Genomic DNA, 21,915 nt, shown 5'->3' on the forward strand with positions numbered 1-21,915 from the left:
GAGTCTCCGGCTAGTTGATGGACAGGTCGACGGCTTCGCCTTCAATGAAGACGGCCACCGGTTGTAGTTCTGCGTTCAATACAACGATATCGGCCCAGGCGCCCGGCGCCAGGCGGCCGCGTTCTGTCTCGCCCAGATAGTCGGCGGGGTAGAGCGACAGGCGGTTGGAGGCGTCGGCCAGCTCCAGTCCCAGGCTGACGAAATTGCGCAAGGCCTGGTCCATGGTCAGCACGCTGCCGGCCAGCGAGCCGGTGGCCAGCCGCACGCAGCCCAGGCACTTGTACACGCGCTGGCTGCCCAGCGCATATTCGCCGTCCGGCATGCCGGTGGCGGCGGTGGCGTCGGTCACGCCGTACAGGCGCGGGATGGCGCGCAGCGCGGCGCGGATGGCGCCCGGCGCGACGTGTTCCAGGTCGGGGATGATCTCTGCGTATTCCGCATGCGCCAGCGCCGCGCCGACGATGCCGGGCTTGTAGTGGTTGAGCGCCGTCATGCCGTTGTACAGGTGCGTGAAGCCGGCAGCGCCGGCCTTCAGCGCGGCGACGCCGTCTTCATAAGTGCCGTTGCTATGGCCGATCTGCACGCGGATGCCCAGCTCATTCAGTTGCGGGATCAGCGCCAGATGGTCGGCCACTTCGGTGGCCAGCGTCATGGCGCGGATCGGCGCCAGGGCGTGGTAGTCGCGCACCAGATCCATGCTGCCGACTGCGACCGCATCGGCCGGCTGCGCGCCGAGACGGTGGATGCTGAGGAACGGGCCTTCCAGGTGCACGCCCAGCATGCGCGCGGCGCCGGCCGGACGTTCTGCGATCACCGGCGCCAGTCCGCGCAGTGCGCGGCGGATGGAATTGTCGGTGGCGGTCATGGTGGTGCCCAGCATGGCGGTGGTGCCATGCCTGGCATGCGCGCGCGCCACGGTGGCGCCGGCGTCGCCGCCTTGCATGATGTCGACGCCGGCCGCGCCGTGCACGTGCAGGTCGACAAAGCCGGGCAGGATGGTCAGCGCGCCGTCGGCGTTGCTGTCTTCAGTGATGTGATGGATACGCTGGTCGAAATCGATGCTGCCGGTGATCCAGCCGTTCGGGGTGAGAATACGTCCGCTCAGCATTGCATCACTCCGCAATCAGCAATTCGATGCCAGCCTCGCGCAGGCCGTCGCGGTATTCCGCGCTGATGCCGGCGTCGGTGATCACCGCGTGCACGCGGTCCAGCTGGACGATGCGGTGCAGGCTGACGCGGCCGAACTTGGAAGCGTCGGCTAGCACGATGATCTTCTTGGCCCGTTCCACCATCTTGTGATTCAGGCTGGCTTCCGCCTCGTGGTGGGTGGTGACGCCGAACTGCAAATCGAAACCATCGACACCGAGGAACAGCTTGTCGAAGCTGTAGGCCTGCAAACAGGCTTCGGCCTGCGTGCCTTGAATCGACAGCGACTGCTTGCGCAGCAGGCCGCCGGTCAGGATAAGGTCCACGCCCGGTGCGTCGGCCAGCTCCCAGGCGATATTCAGGCCATTGGTCATCACCGTCACGTTCTGTGCATCGCGCAGATGGCGCGCCAGCGAAATGGTGGTGGTGCCGGAGTCGATGATGATGTTGTCGCCCGGTTCCACCATGCGCGCGGCATAGGCGCCGATGCGCGACTTCTGCTCGTGGTTGATGGCGTCCTTCTGCGGCACCGTGTGTTCGGTCGGCGGCGTGCGCGCCAGTGTGGCGCCGCCGTGGCTGCGCGTGACCAGGCCCTGGGTTTCCAGTGCACTCAGGTCGGTGCGGATGGTCACTGCGGAAACGCCCATTTGCGCCACCAGTTCAGTGACCTGCACCGAACCGTGTTGGGTGAGCGCCTGCAAGATCGCGGCGCGGCGTTGACTGGTATGTCGCATTTGCTGTGCTATCAATTTGTCAAAAATGGCAGCTTAACAGATCGCAGCCGTGACGCCATCTGGCGCCGTGCTATTTGCGGCGGCGTTGCGGTTGCAGGCGCGCGCATACTGCGCCAGCAGGCGGCCGATTTTGTGCTCCAGCAGGGCGCTGGCGCTGGCCGGCAACTGGCCTTGCAGCACTTCCAGATACTGTTCCGGCAGGTGCTGGCTGAGCAGCGACAGCGGAATCTCCAGCGGCGCCAGGTTGGCGAACAGCTGCGCGACTGCGGCCGCCACCGGCGCTTCACCCCAGTAGTAGCGGCAACGGTCGCTCAGGCCATAGCGGCGCAGCAAACGCTGCTCGGCGCTGCTGCCGGGATAGTGCTTGGCCCAATGCTTGGGCTGCGCCAGCATGGTGTCGTCCAGCACTTGCATCAGGCGCGAGGTCTGGCCGGCCGGCACCAGCTCTTCTTCAATGTGGCACAACGCGGCCAGGCCTTCGCGCAGCGCGAAGGTGGCGGCCGGGCCGACCTTGAGGATGGCGAAATGGTCGCGCACCATCTGGTGCAGCGCGGTCTCGCGCTGGTAGTCGGTGGAATGGGCCTCGAACACAATGCCCGGCTGGTTGGCCACGAATGCGGACAGCGCTTCCGCCTGCGCCGCATCGTAGTGCTGGATGCGGCTATGGTCGAAGTCCACGCCCGGCTGCACCACCATGGCGATCACGCGGCGCCAGGCGGCGTGCAGGTTCTGCTCCAGGAAGGCTTTGCAATGGACCTCCAGCGTGCGGCGCGCAGCCTCCGGTGCTGTCACCGCGCCGGCCTGCGCCAGATTGGCCTCGCCGCCCGGAATCGGTACTTCGGTGCCGATCACATACACCGGCGGCGGCAGCCCGGCGCCGGCGGCGGCTTCCTCGGCCACCATGCACAGGCGCGCCGAACGCGCGGCGATCACTTCGTCGCTCAGGTATTGGGGATCGTCGGCGCAGCGCATGCTGCAATCGAGGTGGATCTTGTGGAAGCCTGCCGCCGCGTAGGCGGCGATCAGCACTTCCGCGTTGGCCATGGCGGTGACGGCGTCCAGTCCCTGCCAGGCGTTCGGACCGAGGTGATCGCCTCCCAGCACCAGCTTCTCAAGCGGGAAGTCCTGCTGGCGCGCCAGCTCGTGCACATAAGCGACGAACTGGATCGGCGTCATGCCGGTGTAGCCGCCGAACTGGTCGACCTGATTCGATGTCGCTTCCACCAGCAGCACCGTGTCGTAACTGGCGGCCACCTTCATGGCGGCGCGCAGCACGCTCGGATGGCTGCAGCACACGCTGTACAAGCCGGTGGGAACGCCACGGCGGTGCGCGGCAATGATCTGCTGGACGGGGGACAGGGAATCGGTAGTGTTCATATTCAGTCGGTCAGTTGTTGACGGGCGAGGAGGGCGGCGCCGCGCGCGCCACCGGCGTCGCCAAAGGCTGGCGGCAGCACGGGTGGCGTGCGCACGCCGGAAAACAGGTGGCGGCCAATGGCGGCAGGCAGTTGCTGGTACAGGTGCGCCAGCAGCGACAAGCCGCCACCCAGCACAATCGCGTGCGGATCGAGCGTGATCACCAGCGTGGCCAGCGCGTTGCCCAGCAGGTCAAGGTGCACGTCCAGCGTGTGCTGGGCGGCGGTGGAGCCGCTCTGCGCGCGCGCCACGATGGACAGCGGCGTTTCGTCGGCCTGGTTGTAATGGCGGTAAATCTGGCTCATGCCGGGGCCGGAGACATAACGTTCCAGGCAGCCGCGCCGGCCGCATGGGCAGTCGTACAGCGGCAGCTGGTGCTGCGCCAATAGCGAAGCGGCCAGCGGCCAGTGGCCCCATTCGCCGGCCACGCCATTTGAGCCGCGCAGCAGGCGCCCGTCGACGCAGAAACCGCCGCCGGCGCCGGTGCCGATGATGGCGCCGAACATGCTGGGCAAGCCATCGGCTGCGCCGCCCTGTGCTTCGGACAGCGCAAAACACTGGCAGTCATTGCCGATGGCGAGCGGGCGTTGCAAAGCCTCCTGCAGCGATTGCGCCACCAGCCGGCCATTCAGCGCCGGTACGTTGGAGCTGAGCTGGCGGCCGGTGTCGCTGTCGATCACGCCCGGCAGGCCGATGCCGACCGCCGCGCGCAAGCCCAGCGCGACGTCGCCGCGCGCGATCAGGCCATGCATGGCGGCGATGAATTCGGCGAAGTCGGTGCCCGGCGTGGCGATGCGCTCGCGGTGGACTTCGCGCAGCTGCGCGCCTTCCTCGGAAAACGTCACCAGTTCGATCTTGGTGCCGCCGATGTCGATGCCGTGATAGCCGTTTTTAAAATTCGTCATGGCGGTAAATGGTGACGCCTTGGACCACGCGGTTCACGATGCCGCCGGTGAATGGGTTATCGGGACGCAGTTGCAGCTGCGCCGATTGATGCAGCGCGTACTGCTGCGCCATCAGCAGCCACAAAGGCGCCAGCCAGGCGTCCGGCCAGGCCGGGGTGTCGAGCGTGAACTCGCCGCCGGCGCCTACCGTCAGCACATTGGTGGCCACGCCGTCACGGCGCAATTCGTCCAGCAGGTCTTGCTCGTAGCGGCGCGACAGCGGATCGGCGCTGCGGAACAGCAGCACCAGCGTCTCTTTATTGACGGCCGCTTTCGGACCATGACGGAAACCGAGCGCGCTGTTCGCCATCGTCATCACGCTGCCGGCGGTGAGTTCCATGATCTTCAGCGCCGCTTCCTTGGCCAGCGCTTCCAGCGGACCGCTGCCGAGGTAGATCACACGCGACACCGGTTGCGCCGCCAGCGCCGCCACCGGTGCGGACCACTGCACCATCGCCTGGTCGCCCAGCGCCGCCAGCGTATGCAACCGCTCCGGCTGGAAATCGGGATCGAGCACCGACAACGCAGCCAGCAGCATGCAGCTAAAGCTGCTGGTCATGGCGAAGCCGCGGTCGCAGCTGGCGGCCGGCATCAGCAGGTTGAAGCTGTTGGCATCCGCCTTGCTTTGCTGTGCCAGCGCGCCGTCCGCATTGCAGGTGATATTGAGGAAGCGCGCATCCGGCACCAGGTCGCGCACCAGCTGCACCGCCGCCATGCTTTCCGGGCTGTTGCCACTGCGGGCGAAGGAGACCAGCAGCGTCGGTGCGGCGGTTTCCAGGTACAGCGCCGGGTGGGTCAGCAGGGTGGTGGTCGAGATGGCGCGCACCTGGCATGGCCAGGCGGTGTTGATTTCGTCCGCGATGATCTCGCCCACATAGGCCGAGCTGCCGGCGCCGGTGAGGATCACGCGCAGTTGCGGATCGCGCAGGCTGTCGCCAAGGAAGGCGGCAATGCGGCTTTGTTCAGCGACCAGGTGCGCCGCCAGAGCACGCCACATGGCGGGCTGGTGGGCGATTTCTTCTGCGGTATCGAGGCCGCCGATATCGCGCCAGTCGGTGGTGGCGCGCTGGAATAAGGTAGTCATTGAAAACTTTTTCGGTTGGAAGTCAGGTGAAGAGTAAGGTTTTATTTTCGATATGTCAAATACGAAAGCAAAAAGAAAGATGTTTCGCTGGGGTATGGCGTAACATTGTGACCGTTTTGCTACGAAATCGAAAGTGATGCATGCTATAGCCACCCAATACGAAAGATTATTTCGATTATTTTTCGAATTGTTCTTTCTTTTTGTTGACCGGGTTTGCTTTTATTTCTAGAGTAAATGCAGAGTCTTTCGAAAGTAAAACCAAAACACGCAACCGAGGGAGAGTTCAGCATGCAGCACAGCCGCTTTAAACCACGCAATAGCGCCATCCGCCAGGCGACGGCAATCTTGATCAGCCTGACCATGGCTGCTGCCGGAAACCAGGCAATGGCCCAGTCTAACGCCACCACCACCATCTATGGCGAAGTGGCGTCGCCGGCCGGCGCCACCGTCGTGCTGGAGAATCTGGATACCGGCGCGCAGCGCACGCTGACGCCCGATGCGTCGGGCCGCTACGTGGCCAACTCGATGCCGCCGGGCCGCTATGCGCTGCGCATGCTGCGTGGCGGTGCGGTGCAGGACACGCGTGAAATCGAAGCGGTGGTCGGCAGCGGTGCGGAAGTGAACTTCGGTGCCAAGCAGGGCGACGGCCAGACCGTGGTGGTACGTGCTGCACGTACGTATATCGACGTCTCCAACACCAACAACGGCGTGGTGTTCACCGCCAAGGAACTCAACAAGCTGCCGGTGGCGAACGACATCGCCTCGGTGGTGCAGCTGACGCCCGGCGTGGCGCGCGGCACCAACAGCCAGTACGGCAACGCGCCGTCGATCGGCGGTTCGGGCCAGTCGGAGAACGCGTTCTATATCAACGGCTTCCCGGTGACGAATATCCTGACCCAGGTCGGCGCGTCGGAACTGCCGTTCGGCGCCATCTCTAATATGCAGGTGCTGACCGGCGGCTATGGCTCGGAGTTCGGCCGTTCCACCGGTGGTGTGGTCAACATCACCACCAAGAGCGGCGGCAACGACTTCCACATCGGCGGCAAGCTGTCGACGATTCCATCCGGCCTGCGCGGCTCGCAGCAAAATACTTATTACCCCAACACCGGCGCCAATCCGGACACCGACGGCAAACTGCTGTACTGGAACAAGGACAATACCAGCACCAGCAAGGTGGCCGGCGTGTACGCCAGCGGTCCTATCATCCAGAACAAGCTGTTCGCGTTTATCGGCCTGGAACGCACCCGCACCAATAGCGAAGGCATCGCCGCCACCAGCGACGCCTCGGCCGCCAGCCTGAAAGGCGGCTGGAGCACCGGCCAGACCACCGTGGACCGCGGCTTGTTCAAGCTCGATTACAACCTGACCGCAGACCATCACTTCGAATACACCAAGCTGTATGACCGCACCAAGGTATTCAGCCAGGCCTACGGCTTTGACTACAGCACGCAAACGCATAACAACGTTGCCGCCAGCGCCGGCGAAACCACCGTCAACTGCTGCGGTTCGTCGTCGGCGCCGGGCTCCAATGTCGATATCTACAAATACACCGGCTACCTGACCGACAACCTGACGGTGACCGCGCTGTATGGCAAATCGCGCACCAGCCATAGCCGCACGCCGGTAGGCTACGACCCGTCGCTGCCGCAGATTTCGACCGGCGCCACCGTGCAGGTACCGGGCATCAGCTATCCGGTGCCGCAAACCGTGACTGGCAATCTGGTCGACACGGCCTCGCGCGACAGCCAGAAGGCCAAGCGCCTGGATCTGGAATACCGGCTCGGCGACCACTCGCTGCGCGGCGGTATCGACCGCATTGATGTGGACTCGATGGTTGGCTTCTCGCTGGCCGGCGGCTACCGCTGGACCTACCGCAAGGCCACCGATCCAAACCGCGCCATCAACGGCGCCAATGAAACGCCGGCGCAGGGCGGCGGCTACGGCACCCAGGGCTACTACGTCAGCCGCGATGTGTACAGCAATCTGGCCAATCCAACCAGTGAGCAATCGGCGCAATACATCCAGGATCACTGGCAGGTGACGCCGCGCGTGCTGCTGGATCTGGGCGTGCGCCGCGAGCAGTTCACCAACTACACCAGCACCGGCGATGCGTTCATCTCGCAGCGGAACATGATCGCGCCGCGCCTGGGCGCGACCTGGGACTACAACGGCGACGGTTCCCTGAAGCTGTTTGCCAATGCCGGCCGCTATCACTTGCCGGTGCCGTCCAACCTGTCCAGTAATATGGCGGCGCCGTTCACCTCCACCAGCCAGTTCTACACCTACACCGGTGTCGATCCAACCACCGGCGCGCCGACCGGCCTGCACGCCATCGGCAATCCTTATTCGGCCAACAACGCCTATGGCCAGAGCCGCGATGCGCGAGAAGTCACCGCCATCGGCCTCAAACCGCTGTCGCAGGACGAACTGTCGCTGGGCTTTGAAAAAGCCTTCAATAAAAACCTGGTGGCCGGCGCCAGCCTGCTGTATCGCCGCATGAACGACACCAACGACGATACTTGCGACCAGCGTCCGATCGACGCCTGGGCGGCGGGCAACAATGTCGACACCAGCAAATGGGGCGGCTTCCAGTGCGCCATCATTAATCCGGGTCGCGACAATTCGCTGTGGATCAATTTCGCCGACGGTGCTGGCTTGCGCCGCGTCGACATCACGGCGGCCGAGTGGGGCGATCCGAAACCGGAACGTACCTACAAGGCGCTGAACTTCTTCGTCGAGCACCCGTTCAGCAACGGCTGGTACGGCAAGGTCACCTACACGCTGTCCGCCTTGAAGGGCAATATGGAAGGCCAGACCGATACCATCGGCGGCGGCGATGTCGGCCTGACCGTCAGCGACGACCACAAGGAGTTGATGTACAACGCCTACGGCTACCTGCCGGGCGATCATCGCCACGCCATCAAGGCTTATGGCTATATGCAGATCACGCCCGAGTGGATGGTGGGCGGTAACCTGGCGCTGACCTCCGGCGCGCCGCGCAACTGCATCGGCGAACTGCCGGCCGACCTGAAATTCGACAACGACTACGGCGCGGCCTACTTCTACTGCAATGGCGTGGCCACGCCGCGCGGCAGCCAGGGACGTTTGCCATGGCAGGCTCAGGTCGATCTGAACGTGGCGTATCTGCCGCGTTTCGCCAAAGGTCTGAGCCTGAAGGTGGACGTGTTCAATCTGCTGGACCGCACCACCATCCAGCGCTACAACGAAACGCGTGAAGACGGCGGCGCCATCTCGCGCACCTATCTGCAGGTGACCAGCCGCACCGCACCGCGCTCCGTGCGCCTGACCGCCGAATACGAATTCTAAGAGGAGAGATGATGAAACAACGACGCATGTTCTTGTATTCAGCAGCACTGTTCCTGGCTGGTTGCGGCGGCGACAGCACCAGCAATGCCGGCGCACCGGCGGCGCAATCGCTGGCTGCAGCGTCAGTGGCGGCGGTGGCCACGCCCAGCGCCGCTGCGGTGACGTCCACCGTGGCGCTGGCCGGTAATGCCTTCGTCACCACCTTGCCGTCCGGCGCCGAGGAGATCATCACTGACAGCGGCCTGGCCAACTGGAGCAACGCCGGTGCTGTCACCAGCGCTTACTTCCGCGTGGCCGCCGCCGGTCCGGTAAAGGTGGCGATGGATGCGCGCCTTGCCGGCAGCAACAACAGCACGGTGAAGGTGACGGTCAACGGCACGCCGTTCACGGTGCCGCTGGCCGGCACCGCCAGCAAAACCTATACGGTCGGCACGGTCAACGTGGCGGCAGCGGGTTATGTGAAGGTCGACCTGCAAGGCGTGAGCAAGGACGGCGGCTACTTCGGCGACGTGTCGGCACTGAAGGTCACGGCCGACGCCACCGTCAACTACGCCAACGACGCCGCCAATTACTACTGGTCGCGCCGTGGCCCGTCGGTCCACATGGGCTACACCACGCCGGCCAACACAGAGTACTTCTACAACGAGGTGACGATTCCGGCCGGGCAGGATCCGGTGGGTTCCTACTTCATGGCCAATGGCTTTGGACAGGGCTACTTCGGCATCCAGGTCAAGTCCGATACCGAGCGCTGGATCCTGTTCTCGGTGTGGGACGCCGACAGCGGCGCCAAGACCACGCTGGTGAGCAAGGGCGCGGGCGTGGTGGATAACAGCTTTGGCGGCGAGGGCACCGGCGGCCAGAGCTACCTGGTGTACAACTGGAAGGCTGGTAATACCTACCGCTTCATCATCCGCGCAACGCCGGACGGCGCTGGCGCGACGAAATATTCGGCATGGTTCTACGCGCCGGAGACCGGGGCGTGGCGCTACATCGCGACCTGGAAGCGTCCCGAAACCACGACTTACCTGACCGGCAGCTACTCGTTCCTGGAAAACTTCGTCGATACCAACGGCTATACTGGCCGCCGCGCCCTGTATGGCAATCAGTGGGCGCGCAATGCGAGCGGAACGTGGTCTGAAGTGACCACCGCGCGCTTCACCGGCGACGCCACCGTGACCAATGTGCAGCGCATGGATTACGCGGGCGGGCTGGATAGCGGCCGGTTCTATCTGCGTAACGGCGGCTTCTTTGCCGATTACGTGCCAGTGAATCAAAACTTTACCCGGCCGGCTACTGGCCAGCAACCGGCGGTGGACGTTAGCAGTCTGCCGCAGTAATCGCAGTTATCGCGGTAATAGGAGCAACATGAAATCAGTATCAGCCATAGTCGCCATGCTTGCCAGCGCCCCGGTGCTGGCGGCGCCGATCGGCAATGTCAGCAAGATGACCGCCACCGGCGGACAGCAGTGGGATCTGGTCACCGACACCGGCGCGCATGTGCAGGTCAGCCTGCCGCGCGCCGATGTGCTGCACATCTGGGCCGGGCCGAAATCCGGCCTGACCGGCCCTGGCGACAAAGCCGCGCCTATCGTGGTGGCCACGCCGGCCGCCACGGTGGAGCATAGTGTCAGCGAGCAGGCGGACCATATTCTGATCCGCACGCCGGCGTTGAGTCTGCGCATCGATCGCAAGCCGCTGCGGTTTACGCTGTCCCGCGCCGGCGATGCCCAGCCCTTGTGGCGCGAGGTGCAGCCGCTGGAACTGGGCGACAAGCAAAGCGTGCAGACGCTGTCCAGCGACAAGGCGGAGCGCTTCTTCGGCGGCGGCCAGCAGAATGGCCGGTATGAGTTCAAGGGCAAGCAGTTGCCGATCTCGTATTCGGGCGGCTGGGAGGAGGGCGATCGTCCGAGTCCTGCGCCATTCCTGATGAGTTCTCGCGGCTGGGGCATGCTGCGTAATACCTGGTCCAATGGCGAATATGATCTGCGTCAGGGCGATCAGATCTCGCTAGAGCATGACGAGGCGCGCTTTGATGCGTACTACTTCGTCGGCAAGGATATGCACGATGTGCTGGCGCGTTACACGGAGTGGACCGGCCGCGCGCGCATGCTGCCACGCTGGGCGCTGGAATATGGCGATGCTGATTGCTACAACGATGGCGACAATGTGAAGAAGCCGGGCACGGTGCCGAAAGGCTGGACCGATGGTCCGACCGGCAAGACGCCGGATGTGGTGGATTCGGTGGCGCGCCAGTATCGCGAGCATGATATGCCGGGCGGCTGGATTCTGCCGAATGACGGTTATGGCTGCGGCTATGCGTCGCTGCCGGAGACGGTGCAGGGTCTTGCAAAGTATGGTTTCCGTACCGGCCTGTGGACCGAGAATGGCGTCGAGAAGATGGCGTGGGAAGTCGGCACCGCCGGCACCCGCGTGCAGAAGCTGGATGTGGCCTGGACCGGCAAGGGCTATCAGTTTTCGCTGGACGCCAACAAGTCGGCTTACGACGGCATTCTGAATAATTCGGATGGCCGGCCGTTTATCTGGACGGTGATGGGCTGGGCCGGCACGCAGCGTTATGCGGTGGCGTGGACCGGCGACCAGAGTGCGAGCTGGGATTACATCCGCTGGCATGTGCCGACGCTGATCGGCTCCGGCTTGTCGGGCCAGGCCTACGCTGCCGGTGATGTGGATGCGATTTTCGGCGGCAGTCCGGAGACCTACACCCGCGACCTGCAATGGAAGGCGTTCACGCCGGTGTTGATGGGGATGTCCGGCTGGTCGGCGGCGGAGCGCAAGCATCCGTGGTGGTTTGCCGAGCCGTATGTCAGCATCAATCGTCGCTATCTGAAGTTGAAGATGCGCTTGACACCTTATATGTACACGCTGGTGCGGGAGGCGGAGCAAAGCGGCGCGCCGCTGGTGCGTGGCTTGATGTGGGATTATCCAAACGATCCGGCCGCCAACAGCGAAGCGTATAAGTACCAGTATCTGCTGGGCCGCGATTTGCTGGTGGCGCCGGTGTATCGCAGCCAGGCGGTTAGCCAGGGCTGGCGGCGGGCGATTCATTTGCCTGAAGGCCGCTGGTTCGATTATTGGGATGGCCGGCAAGCCACGGCAGGCAGGGATGGACGCGATATCGATCTGGCGGTGACGCTGCACAAGCTGCCGGTGTTCGTGCGCGCCGGCGCGATTCTGCCGATGTATCCGGAGATGCTGTACGACGGCCAGAAGCCGAAGGATGTGCTGACCCTGGATCTGTATCCGCAAGGCGCTTCCGAGTACACGCTGTACGAGGATGACGGCAACACGCGCCGTTATCAGGATGGTGCGTTTAGTCAGCAGACGATCCGCATGAATGCCAGCGCGGATGGCGTGCAGGTTGATGTGGCGCCAGTGGTCGGGGCTTATGACGGCCAACTGGCCCGCCGCGCCTACGCCCTGCGCGTGCTGCTGCGCCAACGTCCCGCCGCAGTCAGCATTGCCACCGCCGTGCTGCCGCCGCTGGCCGACCGCGCGGCGTTTGATGCCGCCGCCGAGGGCTGGTACTTCGACGCCGACGATCGCCAAGGCACGCTGCACGTCAAAACCGTCGCGCAGGACATCCGCCAGCCGCTGCGTTTCACCTTGCAGACCGCCGCCACGCTGACCGTCGCCGATGACACCTTCCCGGCCGCGCCAGTGCTGGGCCGCGCCATCCCTGCGGACAGCATGGTGGTCATCAACCGCCCGGCCGAAGAAAGCAGCTCGCCACTGGAAAACGCCTTCGACAACGACCCGGCCACCTGGTTCCGCACGCCGCGCACGCCCGCAGTGCAGGGCGGACCGCACGAATGGGTCATCGCCTTCACCGAACGCCGCCTGATCGACGGTATCGAAATCGCACCGCGCAACGACCAGCACTGGAAGAACGGTCAAATCCGCGACTACGAAATCTACATGGGCGATAACAACGGCGACTGGGGTGCGCCGGTCAAACGCGGACAACTGAAGCTGCAGCAAGACCTGCAGACCATCAGCTTCGCGCCGACCGCTGGCCGCCTGCTGCGCTTCCGCGTCCTCAGTACGCAGAACCCGGAAGGCGATGGCGCATCCGCCACCGATCCAATGGTGACCGCCGCCAGCGCCTCCACCGCGTGCGCCTTCAACGCCGCAGTAGCCAGCGACGTCGGCCCGATCACGCTGTCGACCTTCCATGTGATGGCGCATGAAAGCAAGGAAGGCCCGGAACAGCAGCAATACCTGTCCGACCTGGCCTTGCCGAAAAACGTCAGCCGCGACAAGCCGCTGCATGGCAGCGAGATGCGTATGAACGGCCTGAAGTTCCGCAAAGGCCTGGGCGTAGGCGCAACCAGCCGCATCGACCTGCAGCTGGCCGGCGAATGGAATCTGCTGCGCGCCGATCTGGGTGTGGACGATAGCTGCCGCGATGCTGGCGGCTTGCAGTTCCAGGTCTGGAGCGGCGAGCGCCTGCTGTACGACAGCGGCTTGATTAGCGCACCGGCGGTGGTCAAGCCGGAAATCGATGTGCGCGGACTGAGTCAGATCAGCCTGCGCACGCTGGGTGCGCGTGGTAGCAAGCCGGCGCAGGTATGCGGGAACTGGGCCAATGCGGCTTTAATCGGTACGGAGGGCAGCAAAGCCACTCCAGTTAATAAAAAATAAACGAGGCAAACGAATGAGCAATCAAATGAATCGACGTGACTTTATCGCGGCAGGCGCCGCGCTGGCGGGCAGCATGATGCTGCCATCGGCCTTTGGCGCCACGCGCCAGAAGGTCCGCATCGGCATGATCGGCACCGGCATGCGCGGCCAGGTGCTGTTGCAGGGGCTGCTGCGCCGCGATGACGTGGAAGTGGTGGCGCTGTGCGATATCGAACCGCTCATGCTGGGCATGGCGCTGGCGCAGGTGGGCAAGTTCAACAAACCGAAGCCGAAGACCTTTGGCGAAGAGCGCGATCCGCAAGCCTACAAGCGCATGCTGGATGCCGGCGCGCTGGATGGCGTGATCATCGCCACGCCATGGGAATGGCACGCGCCGATGGCCATCGCCGCCATGCAGGCGAAGGTTCCAGTCGGCTGTGAGGTGGTGGCCGGCATCACGCTGCAAGACCATTGGGATGTGCTGAACACCCAGCTGAAAACCAAAACGCCTTATATGCTGCTGGAGAACGTCTGCTTCCGCCGCGACGTGATGGCGGTGCTGCAGATGGTGCGCGCCGGCGTGCTGGGTGAACTGGTGCATTTGCAGGGCGGCTATCAGCACGACCTGCGCGCGGTGAAATTCAACAGTGGCGATCCGGCCAAGCCATATGGTGGTGGCGTGGAGTATGGCGCCAAGGGCTGGTCGGAAGCGCGCTGGCGCACCGAGCACTCGGTGCAGCGCAACGGCGAACTGTATCCGAGCCATGGTATCGGCCCGTGCGCGATGTACACCAACATCAATCGCGGCAACCGCTTCACGCGGATTAATTCGTTTGCCAGCAAGGCGCGCGGCCTGCACGACTACATCGTCAAGGAGGGCGGCGCCAATCATCCGAACGCGAAGACCACCTTCAAGCTGGGAGACGTGGTGACCACCACGCTGGCGTGCGAAAACGGCGAGACCATCATCCTGGAACACGACACCTCGCTGCCGCGCCCTTATTCACTGGGCTTCCGCGTGCAGGGCACCAACGGCTTGTGGATGGATGTGAACCACTCGATCCACGTCGAGGGAAAGAGCAAGCCGCACCAGTGGGATGACTTCCAGGTATGGCAGGACAAATACGATCATCCTCTGTGGCGCAAGTACGAGAAGAACGCGGAAGGCGCGGGCCATGGCGGCATGGACTTCTTCGTTATCCATGCGTTTGTGGAAGCGCTGAAGGCGGAGGCGCCGATGCCGATCGATATCTACGATGCGGTGACGTGGAGCGCGATTACGCCGCTGTCCGAACAGTCGATTGCGCAGAATTTCCAGACCCTGGATTTCCCGGACTTTACCGCCGGCGCCTGGAAGTCGCGCAAGCCGATTTTCGCTTTCGACGACCGGTATTAATAGAGCAGAGCGGGGCGGTGTACAATTTGGGCGCTTAGTCCCCCATCCCATACACTGCCCATGCCCTCACGCCGTCTTGCCCTTGCCAGTTTAGCCATCCTGTCCGCAGCCGCCATCGTCGGCTGTAAAACCACTCCGGTTGCGGAGACCCCGGTCGTGCAACCGCCGCCGGAGATGCTGCCCCCGAAGAAAATCAAAATCGGCCTGGCGCTGGGTGGTGGTGCGGCGCGTGGCTTTGCCCACATCGGCGTGATCAAGGCGCTGGAGGCGCAGGGCATTTATCCAGACATCGTGGTCGGCACCAGCGCCGGCAGCGTGGTCGGCGCGCTGTACGCGGCCGGCAATACCGGCTTCCAGCTGCAAAAACTGGCCATGGAGATGGACGAGGCTTCGATCTCCGACTGGGCGGTGCCGCTGTTCCGCAAGAATACCGGCGTGCTGAAAGGCGAGGCGCTGCAATCCTACGTCAACAAGGCGGTCAACAACCTGCCGATGGAGAAGCTGAAGATCCCGTTCGGCGCGGTGGCCACGGACCTCAAAGACGGCAAGCCGATCCTGTTCCAGCGCGGGAATACCGGCATGGCGGTACGGGCGTCGTCGGCGGTGCCGGGCGTGTTTCAGCCGGTGACCATCAACGGCCATACCTATGTGGACGGCGGCCTGGTGGCGCCGGTGCCGGTGCGCTTTGCGCGCGACATGGGAGCGGACTTCGTCATCGCCGTCAATATCTCCACGCAGGCCGACGTGCAGGCCACCGTCAGTTCGCTGGACGTGATCATGCAGACCTTCTCCATCATGGGCCAGCGCATCAACGACTATGAACTGCGCGATGCCGACATCGTCATCACGCCGCCGCTGGGCAAGATGGCCAGCAATGACTTCAATGGCCGCAACCAGGCGGTGCTGGCCGGCGAGCAGGCCGCCGCACAGGTGATGGCCCAGATCAAACAAAAACTCGAAGCGAAACGCAAACCATAAGGAAGCATTATGCAAACCAAGCCATACCTCACTCTCGCCGACGTCAAGAAAATCGCTGTGGCCGCAGAAGCGGAAGCCGTGGCCAATAACTGGGCGGTGAGCATCGCCATCGTCGACGACGGCGGCCACCTGCTGTGGCAACAGCGTCTGGATGGCGCCAATGCGCTGTCGTCGCACATCGCTCCGGCCAAGGCACGTGTATCGGCGCTGGGCCGCCGCGAGTCCAAACTGTATGAAGACGTGATCAACAACGGCCGCGTCTCGTTCCTGACCGCGCCGGCGCCGATGGCGGATGGCATGCTGGAAGGCGGCGTACCGGTCATCGTGGACGGCCACATCATCGGCGCCGTTGGCGTCTCGGGCGTCAAATCGAACGAAGATGCACAAATCGCCAAAGCCGGCATCGCTGCGCTGAACTAAGCCGCTTTGCCCGTAAGACAAGAATGCCGTTTGGCTCAACGCCAAGCGGCATTTTTTATTGTCCTCGCCTTGCTCTGTAAGATAATGAAGCATGAGTCCTGAGTGCGAAGGAGAGGGGCATGAATACAAAATTTGATCTTTTTGTTAAAGAGCATGTTAATGCTTTGGCTGAAAACGGCGCAGACCTCCAGGAAGAGAAAAAGATTTGGCTTAGCAAACTCGATGAGTTGTATGCCTTGGTGAAAACGAGCCTCTCTGGTCATCTGGAAAATGGCGGTGGAATCAAGTTTGATTTGTCGGAGGTTGATATATACGAAGATCAGCTTGGGACGTATGCTGTGCCTTTTGCGACTATCACAATAGGTAGGCAGGTCGTCAAACTGATTCCCAAGGGTACTTTCTTAATCGGCGTGGCAGGGCGCGTGGATATGACGGGGCCGCGCGGTGTAGTCCGGTTTGTCATCGTTCCGCGTGATTCTACCGAGCCAAGGTTTCGCATGCTTGATAGCGCTGCCAGTCTTGAATTGCCGAGGGACTGGATCTGGAAGATTTCAAGTCCCCCACCTCGTATCACTTACATGGACTTAACCGAGGACGCCTTCAGGGATGCATTGATGGGGGTTGTCAATGGTTGAACGACTCAGTTTCTCTCACCAGGAGTTAAGCTTGGATGAGATCGCCATTTACCATACAGATGTTGAGACTGCGCTCTTTGATTTTTTCTCAGGGACTTCGCAAGCTTTGCTTGATCGTTATGCCGACGTCGGAAGGGAAGAGGCGCGTGATCGCTCATTGGCGGAGTTGGACTATTCAAGTTCGCTGGCAGTATTGTCTTCGGTAGAAGCTGCTGTGAGGCTGGATTACTTGCGCCGGGCATATGATCGTTGGCGAGATCCGCTATCCAAGGCAATGCGGAAGGTGTACCAACGCAAAGGCAGCAGAGCTCGCCTAGAGGAGGAGCTGATTTATCTCTGGGGTGATGTCGCGGCTTTACCGAAGGTGCTGATATCTGGCCTATTGGGCGCATTCCAGTACCGTCACTGGTTAGCACATGGCCGTTACTGGACACCCAAGTTTGGCCGCCAATATGACTATGTTACGGTATTTATCATTGCTCAGAACTTCATCTGTGAAATGGATGCTTATAATGCGGCGAAGAGGTAGCGCAGACAAATAATCTGCCGGCGCTGCCTTGTCAGATAGGGTGGATTTGGTTATAATTCAAAGGTTTAGCCAAATCACATCTCTACCGTAGCGACTACCACTCACTCCATCATCAATTGACCATCCACCCGGGCCTGCGACGGCCGGGGATACTCGACGGTCGTCTGACGTGGCGCAGCTACGGTAACTTTATCAGGAGTTGCCCTTGCCGCCATTTTTTTCTGGCCCCGCCGTTCCAGCCATACTGGCCCTCGCTGACGGAACCATTTTCAAAGGTTTTTCGATCGGCGCTGCCGGTCATACGACCGGTGAAGTGGTCTTCAATACTTCCATGACCGGTTACCAGGAGATCCTCACCGATCCTTCCTACAGCCGCCAGATCGTCACGCTGACGTATCCCCACATCGGCAACTACGGGGTCAATCCCGAAGACGTCGAGTCGTCCAAAGTCCACGCTGCCGGTCTAATCATCCGTGACCTGCCGTTGATCGCGTCGAACTTCCGCTCCACCCAGTCGCTGGGCGATTACCTGAAGGCCGAGAATATCGTCGCCATCGCCGGTATCGACACCCGCAAACTGACCCGCATCCTGCGCGAAAAAGGCGCCCAGTCCGGCGCCATTCTGGTCGGCACCCAGGGCAACGAGCCGTCGGCGTCGCAAGCGCTGGACCTGGCGCGTTCCTTCCCGGGCCTGTCCGGCATGGACCTGGCCAAGGTGGTGACGGTCAAATCGACCTACGAATACACCGAAACCGAATGGACGCTGGGTGAAGGCTACGGCAAGCTGGCCGCAGAAGACACCAAGTTCCACGTCGTCGCCTACGACTTCGGCGTCAAGCGCAACATCCTGCGCATGCTGACCGCGCGCGGCTGCAAGGTCACCGTGGTGCCGGCCCAGACCACCGCTGAAGAAGTGCTGGCGCTGAATCCGGACGGCGTGTTCCTGTCGAACGGCCCTGGCGACCCGCAGCCTTGCGACTACGCCATCGCTGCCGCCAAGGTCTTCATGGACAAGAAGCTGCCGCTGTTCGGCATCTGCCTCGGCCACCAGATCATGGGCCTGGCCTCCGGCGCCAAAACGCTGAAGATGAAGTTCGGCCACCACGGCGCCAACCACCCGGTGCAGGACCTGGACAGCAAACAAGTGCTGATCACGTCCCAGAACCACGGCTTCGCGGTCGATCCGAACACGCTGCCGGCCAACTGCCGCGTGACCCACGTGTCGCTGTTCGACGGTTCGCTGCAGGGCTTTGCCCGCACCGACACCCCGGCCTTCTGCTTCCAGGGCCACCCTGAAGCATCGCCTGGCCCGACTGACGTCGCTTACCTGTTTGACCGCTTCATCGGCATGATGGAAGCTACGGAGAAAAAATAAATGCCAAAACGTACAGACATTAAAAGTATTCTGATTATTGGCGCTGGCCCCATCATTATCGGCCAGGCCTGCGAGTTCGATTATTCCGGCGCCCAGGCCTGCAAGGCCCTGCGCGAAGAAGGCTACCGCGTCATCCTGGTCAACAGCAATCCTGCGACCATCATGACCGACCCGGAAATGGCCGATGTGACCTACATCGAGCCGATCACCTGGCAAATCGTCGAAAAGATCATCGCCAAGGAAAAGCCGGACGCGATCCTGCCGACCATGGGCGGCCAGACCGCGCTGAATTGCGCGCTGGACCTGCACCGCAACGGCATTCTGGACAAGTACAAGGTAGAGCTGATCGGCGCGACGCCGGAAGCCATCGACAAGGCCGAAGACCGCTCCAAGTTCAAGGACGCGATGACCAAGATCGGTCTGGGCTCGGCCCGTTCCGGCGTGGCGCACTCGCTGGACGAGGCGTGGGCGGTACAGAAGGAAGTCGGTTTCCCGACCATCATCCGTCCATCGTTCACCATGGGCGGCAGCGGCGGCGGCATCGCCTACAACGAAGAAGAATTCGAAGCGATCTGCAAACGCGGCCTGGAAGCTTCGCCAACCAACGAGCTGCTGATTGAAGAATCGCTGCTGGGCTGGAAAGAGTACGAGATGGAAGTGGTGCGCGACAAGGCGGACAACTGCATCATCATCTGCTCGATCGAAAATCTGGACCCGATGGGCGTGCACACCGGCGACTCGATCACCGTGGCGCCTGCGCAAACGCTGACCGACAAGGAATACCAGATCATGCGTAACGCCTCGCTGGCGGTGCTGCGTGAAATCGGCGTCGATACCGGCGGCTCCAACGTGCAGTTCTCGATCAACCCGGCCGATGGCCGCATGATCGTCATCGAGATGAACCCGCGCGTCTCGCGTTCGTCGGCACTGGCGTCGAAAGCCACCGGCTTCCCGATCGCCAAAGTGGCGGCCAAGCTGGCAGTCGGCTTCACGCTGGACGAACTGCGTAACGAGATCACCGGCGGCGCCACTCCTGCGTCGTTCGAACCGTCGATCGACTACGTCGTGACCAAGATCCCGCGCTTCACGTTCGAGAAATTCCCGACCGCCGACCACCACCTGACCACCCAGATGAAATCCGTCGGTGAAGTGATGGCGATCGGCCGCACCTTCCAGGAATCGTTCCAGAAAGCGCTGCGCGGCCTGGAAGTGGGCGTGGATGGCCTGAACGAAAAAACCAAGGACCGCGAGAAGATCGAAGAGGAACTGGGCGAGCCAGGTCCTGAGCGCATCTGGTACGTGGGCGACGCCTTCGCGCAAGGCTTCACCATGGAAGAAGTGCACCAGCTGACCAAGATCGACCCATGGTTCCTGATCCAGATTAAAGAGATCGTCGACCTGGAACTGTGGATGGACACGCAGAAGCTGGAACAGCTGGACAAGACCACGCTGTACAAGCTGAAACAGAAGGGCTTCTCGGACCGCCGTCTGGCCTTCCTGCTGCAAACCACGCCGGCCGACGTGCGCAAGTACCGTCATGGCCTGGGCATCCGTCCGGTCTACAAACGCGTTGATACCTGCGCGGCGGAATTCGCGACCAACACCGCGTACATGTACTCGACCTACGATGAAGAGTGCGAGTCCAATCCGACCGACAAGAAGAAGATCATGGTGCTGGGCGGTGGTCCTAACCGTATCGGCCAGGGTATCGAATTCGACTACTGCTGCGTACATGCGGCGCTGGCGATGCGCGAAGACGGCTACGAGACCATCATGGTCAACTGCAATCCGGAGACCGTGTCGACCGACTACGATACCTCGGATCGCCTGTACTTCGAATCGCTGACGCTGGAAGACGTGCTGGAAATCGTCGAACTGGAAAAACCGGTCGGCGTGATCGTGCAGTACGGCGGCCAGACTCCGTTGAAGCTGGCGCTCGACCTGGAAGCCAACGGCGTGCCGATCGTCGGCACCTCGCCGGACATGATCGACGCCGCCGAAGACCGCGAGCGTTTCCAGAAGCTGCTGCAAGACCTGGGTCTGCGTCAGCCGCCTAACCGCACCGCGCGCACCGAAGCCGATGCGCTGGCACTGGCACAGGAAATCGGCTACCCGCTGGTGGTGCGTCCTTCCTACGTGCTGGGTGGCCGCGCGATGGAAATCGTTCACGAACAGCGTGACCTGGAGCGCTACATGCGCGAAGCGGTCAAGGTGTCGAACGATTCGCCGGTGCTGCTGGACCGCTTCCTGAACGACGCCATCGAGTGCGACGTCGACTGCATCTCGGACGGCGAAACCACCTTCATCGGCGGCGTGATGGAACACATCGAACAAGCTGGCGTCCACTCGGGCGACTCGGCCTGCTCGCTGCCGCCGTACTCGCTGGCGCAAGAGACCATCGATGAACTGAAGCGCCAGACCGCGCTGATGGCCAAGGGCCTGAACGTGGTCGGCCTGATGAACGTGCAGTTCGCGATCCAGAAGCAAGAGGGCCAGGACGTGGTCTACGTGCTGGAAGTGAACCCGCGCGCCTCGCGCACCGTGCCGTTCGTGTCGAAAGCCACCGGCCTGCAACTGGCCAAGATCGCGGCGCGCTGCATGGTCGGCCAGAAGCTGGCAGACCAGGGCGTGACCACCGAAGTGGTGCCGCCGTATTACAGCGTCAAGGAAGCCGTGTTCCCGTTCGTGAAATTCCCAGGCGTGGACACCATCCTCGGCCCAGAGATGAAATCGACCGGTGAAGTCATGGGCGTCGGCAAAACCTTCGGCGAAGCCTTCGTCAAGTCGCAGCTGGGCGCTGGCGTCAAGCTGCCGAAATCGGGCAAGGTATTCCTGTCGGTGAAATCGTCGGACAAGCCGCGTGCCGTGAAAGTGGCGCGCGACCTGGTCGACATGGGCTTCACGCTGGCCGCCACCAAAGGCACGGCAGCGGTGATTGCGGCTGCCGGCATTCCGGTCACTGCGGTCAACAAGGTCGTCGAAGGCCGTCCGCACATCGTCGACATGATCAAGAACCATGAACTGGTCCTGGTCATCAACACGGTGGAAGAAAAACGCAACGCCATCATCGACTCGCGCGCCATCCGCACCTCGTCGCTGGCCGCGCGCGTGACCACCTACACCACCATCGCCGGCGCCGAAGCGGCGGTCGAAGGCATCCGCCATCTCGACGAATTGCGTGTGTACGATTTACAAGGGCTGCATAAAACCTTACACTAAGGTTTAGGTAGTTAACGAACCACAGAGCTCGCGCTGCAGCTTGGCGCGGCCTCTGTGGTTTTCCATTGTAA

At 62.5% G+C, this 21,915-nt stretch carries 15 protein-coding genes; 10 read left to right on the top strand and 5 right to left on the bottom strand.

Translation table 11 applies throughout. The features are described 5' to 3' along the window. Positions 1-10 precede the first annotated feature (10 nt). From nagA to GTP69_RS15630, 5 genes are read right to left on the bottom strand one after another with little or no spacing between them, the layout of a single operon-like run. The gene (nagA, locus tag GTP69_RS15610; RefSeq protein ID WP_161055735.1) at positions 11-1,108 is read right to left on the bottom strand and encodes an N-acetylglucosamine-6-phosphate deacetylase; all 1,098 of its coding nucleotides are present in this window, start codon (positions 1,106-1,108) and stop codon (positions 11-13) included. Positions 1,109-1,112: 4 nt separating this feature from the next. Next, positions 1,113-1,880: a DeoR family transcriptional regulator gene (locus GTP69_RS15615; protein WP_161055736.1), complete on the bottom strand. Its 768-nt coding sequence runs from the start codon at positions 1,878-1,880 to the stop codon at positions 1,113-1,115. A 33-nt stretch (positions 1,881-1,913) separates the two neighbouring features. Next, positions 1,914-3,257 carry a D-tagatose-bisphosphate aldolase, class II, non-catalytic subunit gene (locus GTP69_RS15620; RefSeq protein WP_202424439.1) on the bottom strand — a complete coding sequence of 448 codons (1,344 nt, stop codon included), beginning with the start codon at positions 3,255-3,257 and terminating at the stop codon, positions 1,914-1,916. A 2-nt stretch (positions 3,258-3,259) separates the two neighbouring features. Further along, a complete protein-coding gene (locus GTP69_RS15625) occupies positions 3,260-4,201 on the bottom strand; it encodes an ROK family protein (protein WP_161055737.1) in 942 nt (313 codons plus the stop codon). Continuing rightward, positions 4,188-5,324, bottom strand: coding sequence for an SIS domain-containing protein (locus tag GTP69_RS15630; RefSeq protein WP_161055738.1), 1,137 nt, complete (start codon positions 5,322-5,324; stop codon positions 4,188-4,190). The genes GTP69_RS15625 and GTP69_RS15630 overlap by 14 nt, the downstream gene beginning before the upstream one ends. Before the next feature lie 288 nt (positions 5,325-5,612). Between GTP69_RS15630 and GTP69_RS15635 the strand changes: the two genes are divergently transcribed. The 10 genes from GTP69_RS15635 (at position 5,613) to carB (ending at position 21,844) form a co-directional block, all read left to right on the top strand. Beyond that, complete coding sequence (locus tag GTP69_RS15635; RefSeq protein ID WP_161055739.1) at positions 5,613-8,651, top strand: TonB-dependent receptor; 3,039 nt, start codon at positions 5,613-5,615, stop codon at positions 8,649-8,651. Positions 8,652-8,659: 8 nt separating this feature from the next. Then, a complete protein-coding gene (locus tag GTP69_RS15640) occupies positions 8,660-9,988 on the top strand; it encodes a DUF3472 domain-containing protein (RefSeq protein WP_229260972.1) in 1,329 nt (442 codons plus the stop codon). A 28-nt stretch (positions 9,989-10,016) separates the two neighbouring features. Next, the gene (locus tag GTP69_RS15645) at positions 10,017-13,313 is read left to right on the top strand and encodes a TIM-barrel domain-containing protein (protein ID WP_161055740.1); all 3,297 of its coding nucleotides are present in this window, start codon (positions 10,017-10,019) and stop codon (positions 13,311-13,313) included. A gap of 25 nt (positions 13,314-13,338) precedes the next feature. Further along, positions 13,339-14,688, top strand: coding sequence for a Gfo/Idh/MocA family protein (locus GTP69_RS15650; protein WP_161055741.1), 1,350 nt, complete (start codon positions 13,339-13,341; stop codon positions 14,686-14,688). 60 nt (positions 14,689-14,748) lie between these two features. After that, the gene (locus GTP69_RS15655) at positions 14,749-15,666 is read left to right on the top strand and encodes a patatin-like phospholipase family protein (RefSeq protein WP_161055742.1); all 918 of its coding nucleotides are present in this window, start codon (positions 14,749-14,751) and stop codon (positions 15,664-15,666) included. Positions 15,667-15,675: 9 nt separating this feature from the next. After that, the gene (locus GTP69_RS15660; protein WP_110848394.1) at positions 15,676-16,086 is read left to right on the top strand and encodes a GlcG/HbpS family heme-binding protein; all 411 of its coding nucleotides are present in this window, start codon (positions 15,676-15,678) and stop codon (positions 16,084-16,086) included. A gap of 119 nt (positions 16,087-16,205) precedes the next feature. Then, entirely contained in the window at positions 16,206-16,721 is a 516-nt protein-coding gene (locus GTP69_RS15665) for a hypothetical protein (RefSeq protein ID WP_161055743.1), read from the top strand. Positions 16,722-16,752: 31 nt separating this feature from the next. Further along, positions 16,753-17,250 carry a hypothetical protein gene (locus GTP69_RS15670; RefSeq protein ID WP_161055744.1) on the top strand — a complete coding sequence of 166 codons (498 nt, stop codon included), beginning with the start codon at positions 16,753-16,755 and terminating at the stop codon, positions 17,248-17,250. A 205-nt stretch (positions 17,251-17,455) separates the two neighbouring features. Next, on the top strand, positions 17,456-18,625 hold the full coding sequence (gene carA / locus GTP69_RS15675; protein ID WP_161055745.1) for a glutamine-hydrolyzing carbamoyl-phosphate synthase small subunit: 1,170 nt from the start codon (positions 17,456-17,458) through the stop codon (positions 18,623-18,625). After that, positions 18,626-21,844, top strand: coding sequence for a carbamoyl-phosphate synthase large subunit (carB, locus tag GTP69_RS15680; protein WP_161055746.1), 3,219 nt, complete (start codon positions 18,626-18,628; stop codon positions 21,842-21,844). The last annotated feature ends 71 nt before the right edge of the window (positions 21,845-21,915 follow it).

This window comes from Duganella levis (genome assembly GCF_009857605.1).
In the GTDB taxonomy this organism is placed as follows: domain Bacteria; phylum Pseudomonadota; class Gammaproteobacteria; order Burkholderiales; family Burkholderiaceae_D; genus Rugamonas; species Rugamonas levis.

Coding starts and splice junctions, on each gene's coding strand:
- GTP69_RS15650 (WP_161055741.1), top strand. CDS start 13,339: ATGAATCGACGTGACTTTATCGCGGCAGGCGCCGCGCTGGCGGGCAGC.
- GTP69_RS15615 (WP_161055736.1), bottom strand. CDS start 1,880: ATGCGACATACCAGTCAACGCCGCGCCGCGATCTTGCAGGCGCTCACC.
- GTP69_RS15635 (WP_161055739.1), top strand. CDS start 5,613: ATGCAGCACAGCCGCTTTAAACCACGCAATAGCGCCATCCGCCAGGCG.
- GTP69_RS15660 (WP_110848394.1), top strand. CDS start 15,676: ATGCAAACCAAGCCATACCTCACTCTCGCCGACGTCAAGAAAATCGCT.
- GTP69_RS15630 (WP_161055738.1), bottom strand. CDS start 5,324: ATGACTACCTTATTCCAGCGCGCCACCACCGACTGGCGCGATATCGGC.
- GTP69_RS15645 (WP_161055740.1), top strand. CDS start 10,017: ATGAAATCAGTATCAGCCATAGTCGCCATGCTTGCCAGCGCCCCGGTG.
- GTP69_RS15640 (WP_229260972.1), top strand. CDS start 8,660: ATGATGAAACAACGACGCATGTTCTTGTATTCAGCAGCACTGTTCCTG.
- GTP69_RS15625 (WP_161055737.1), bottom strand. CDS start 4,201: ATGACGAATTTTAAAAACGGCTATCACGGCATCGACATCGGCGGCACC.
- GTP69_RS15620 (WP_202424439.1), bottom strand. CDS start 3,257: ATGAACACTACCGATTCCCTGTCCCCCGTCCAGCAGATCATTGCCGCG.
- GTP69_RS15655 (WP_161055742.1), top strand. CDS start 14,749: ATGCCCTCACGCCGTCTTGCCCTTGCCAGTTTAGCCATCCTGTCCGCA.
- nagA (WP_161055735.1), bottom strand. CDS start 1,108: ATGCTGAGCGGACGTATTCTCACCCCGAACGGCTGGATCACCGGCAGC.
- carB (WP_161055746.1), top strand. CDS start 18,626: ATGCCAAAACGTACAGACATTAAAAGTATTCTGATTATTGGCGCTGGC.
- GTP69_RS15665 (WP_161055743.1), top strand. CDS start 16,206: ATGAATACAAAATTTGATCTTTTTGTTAAAGAGCATGTTAATGCTTTG.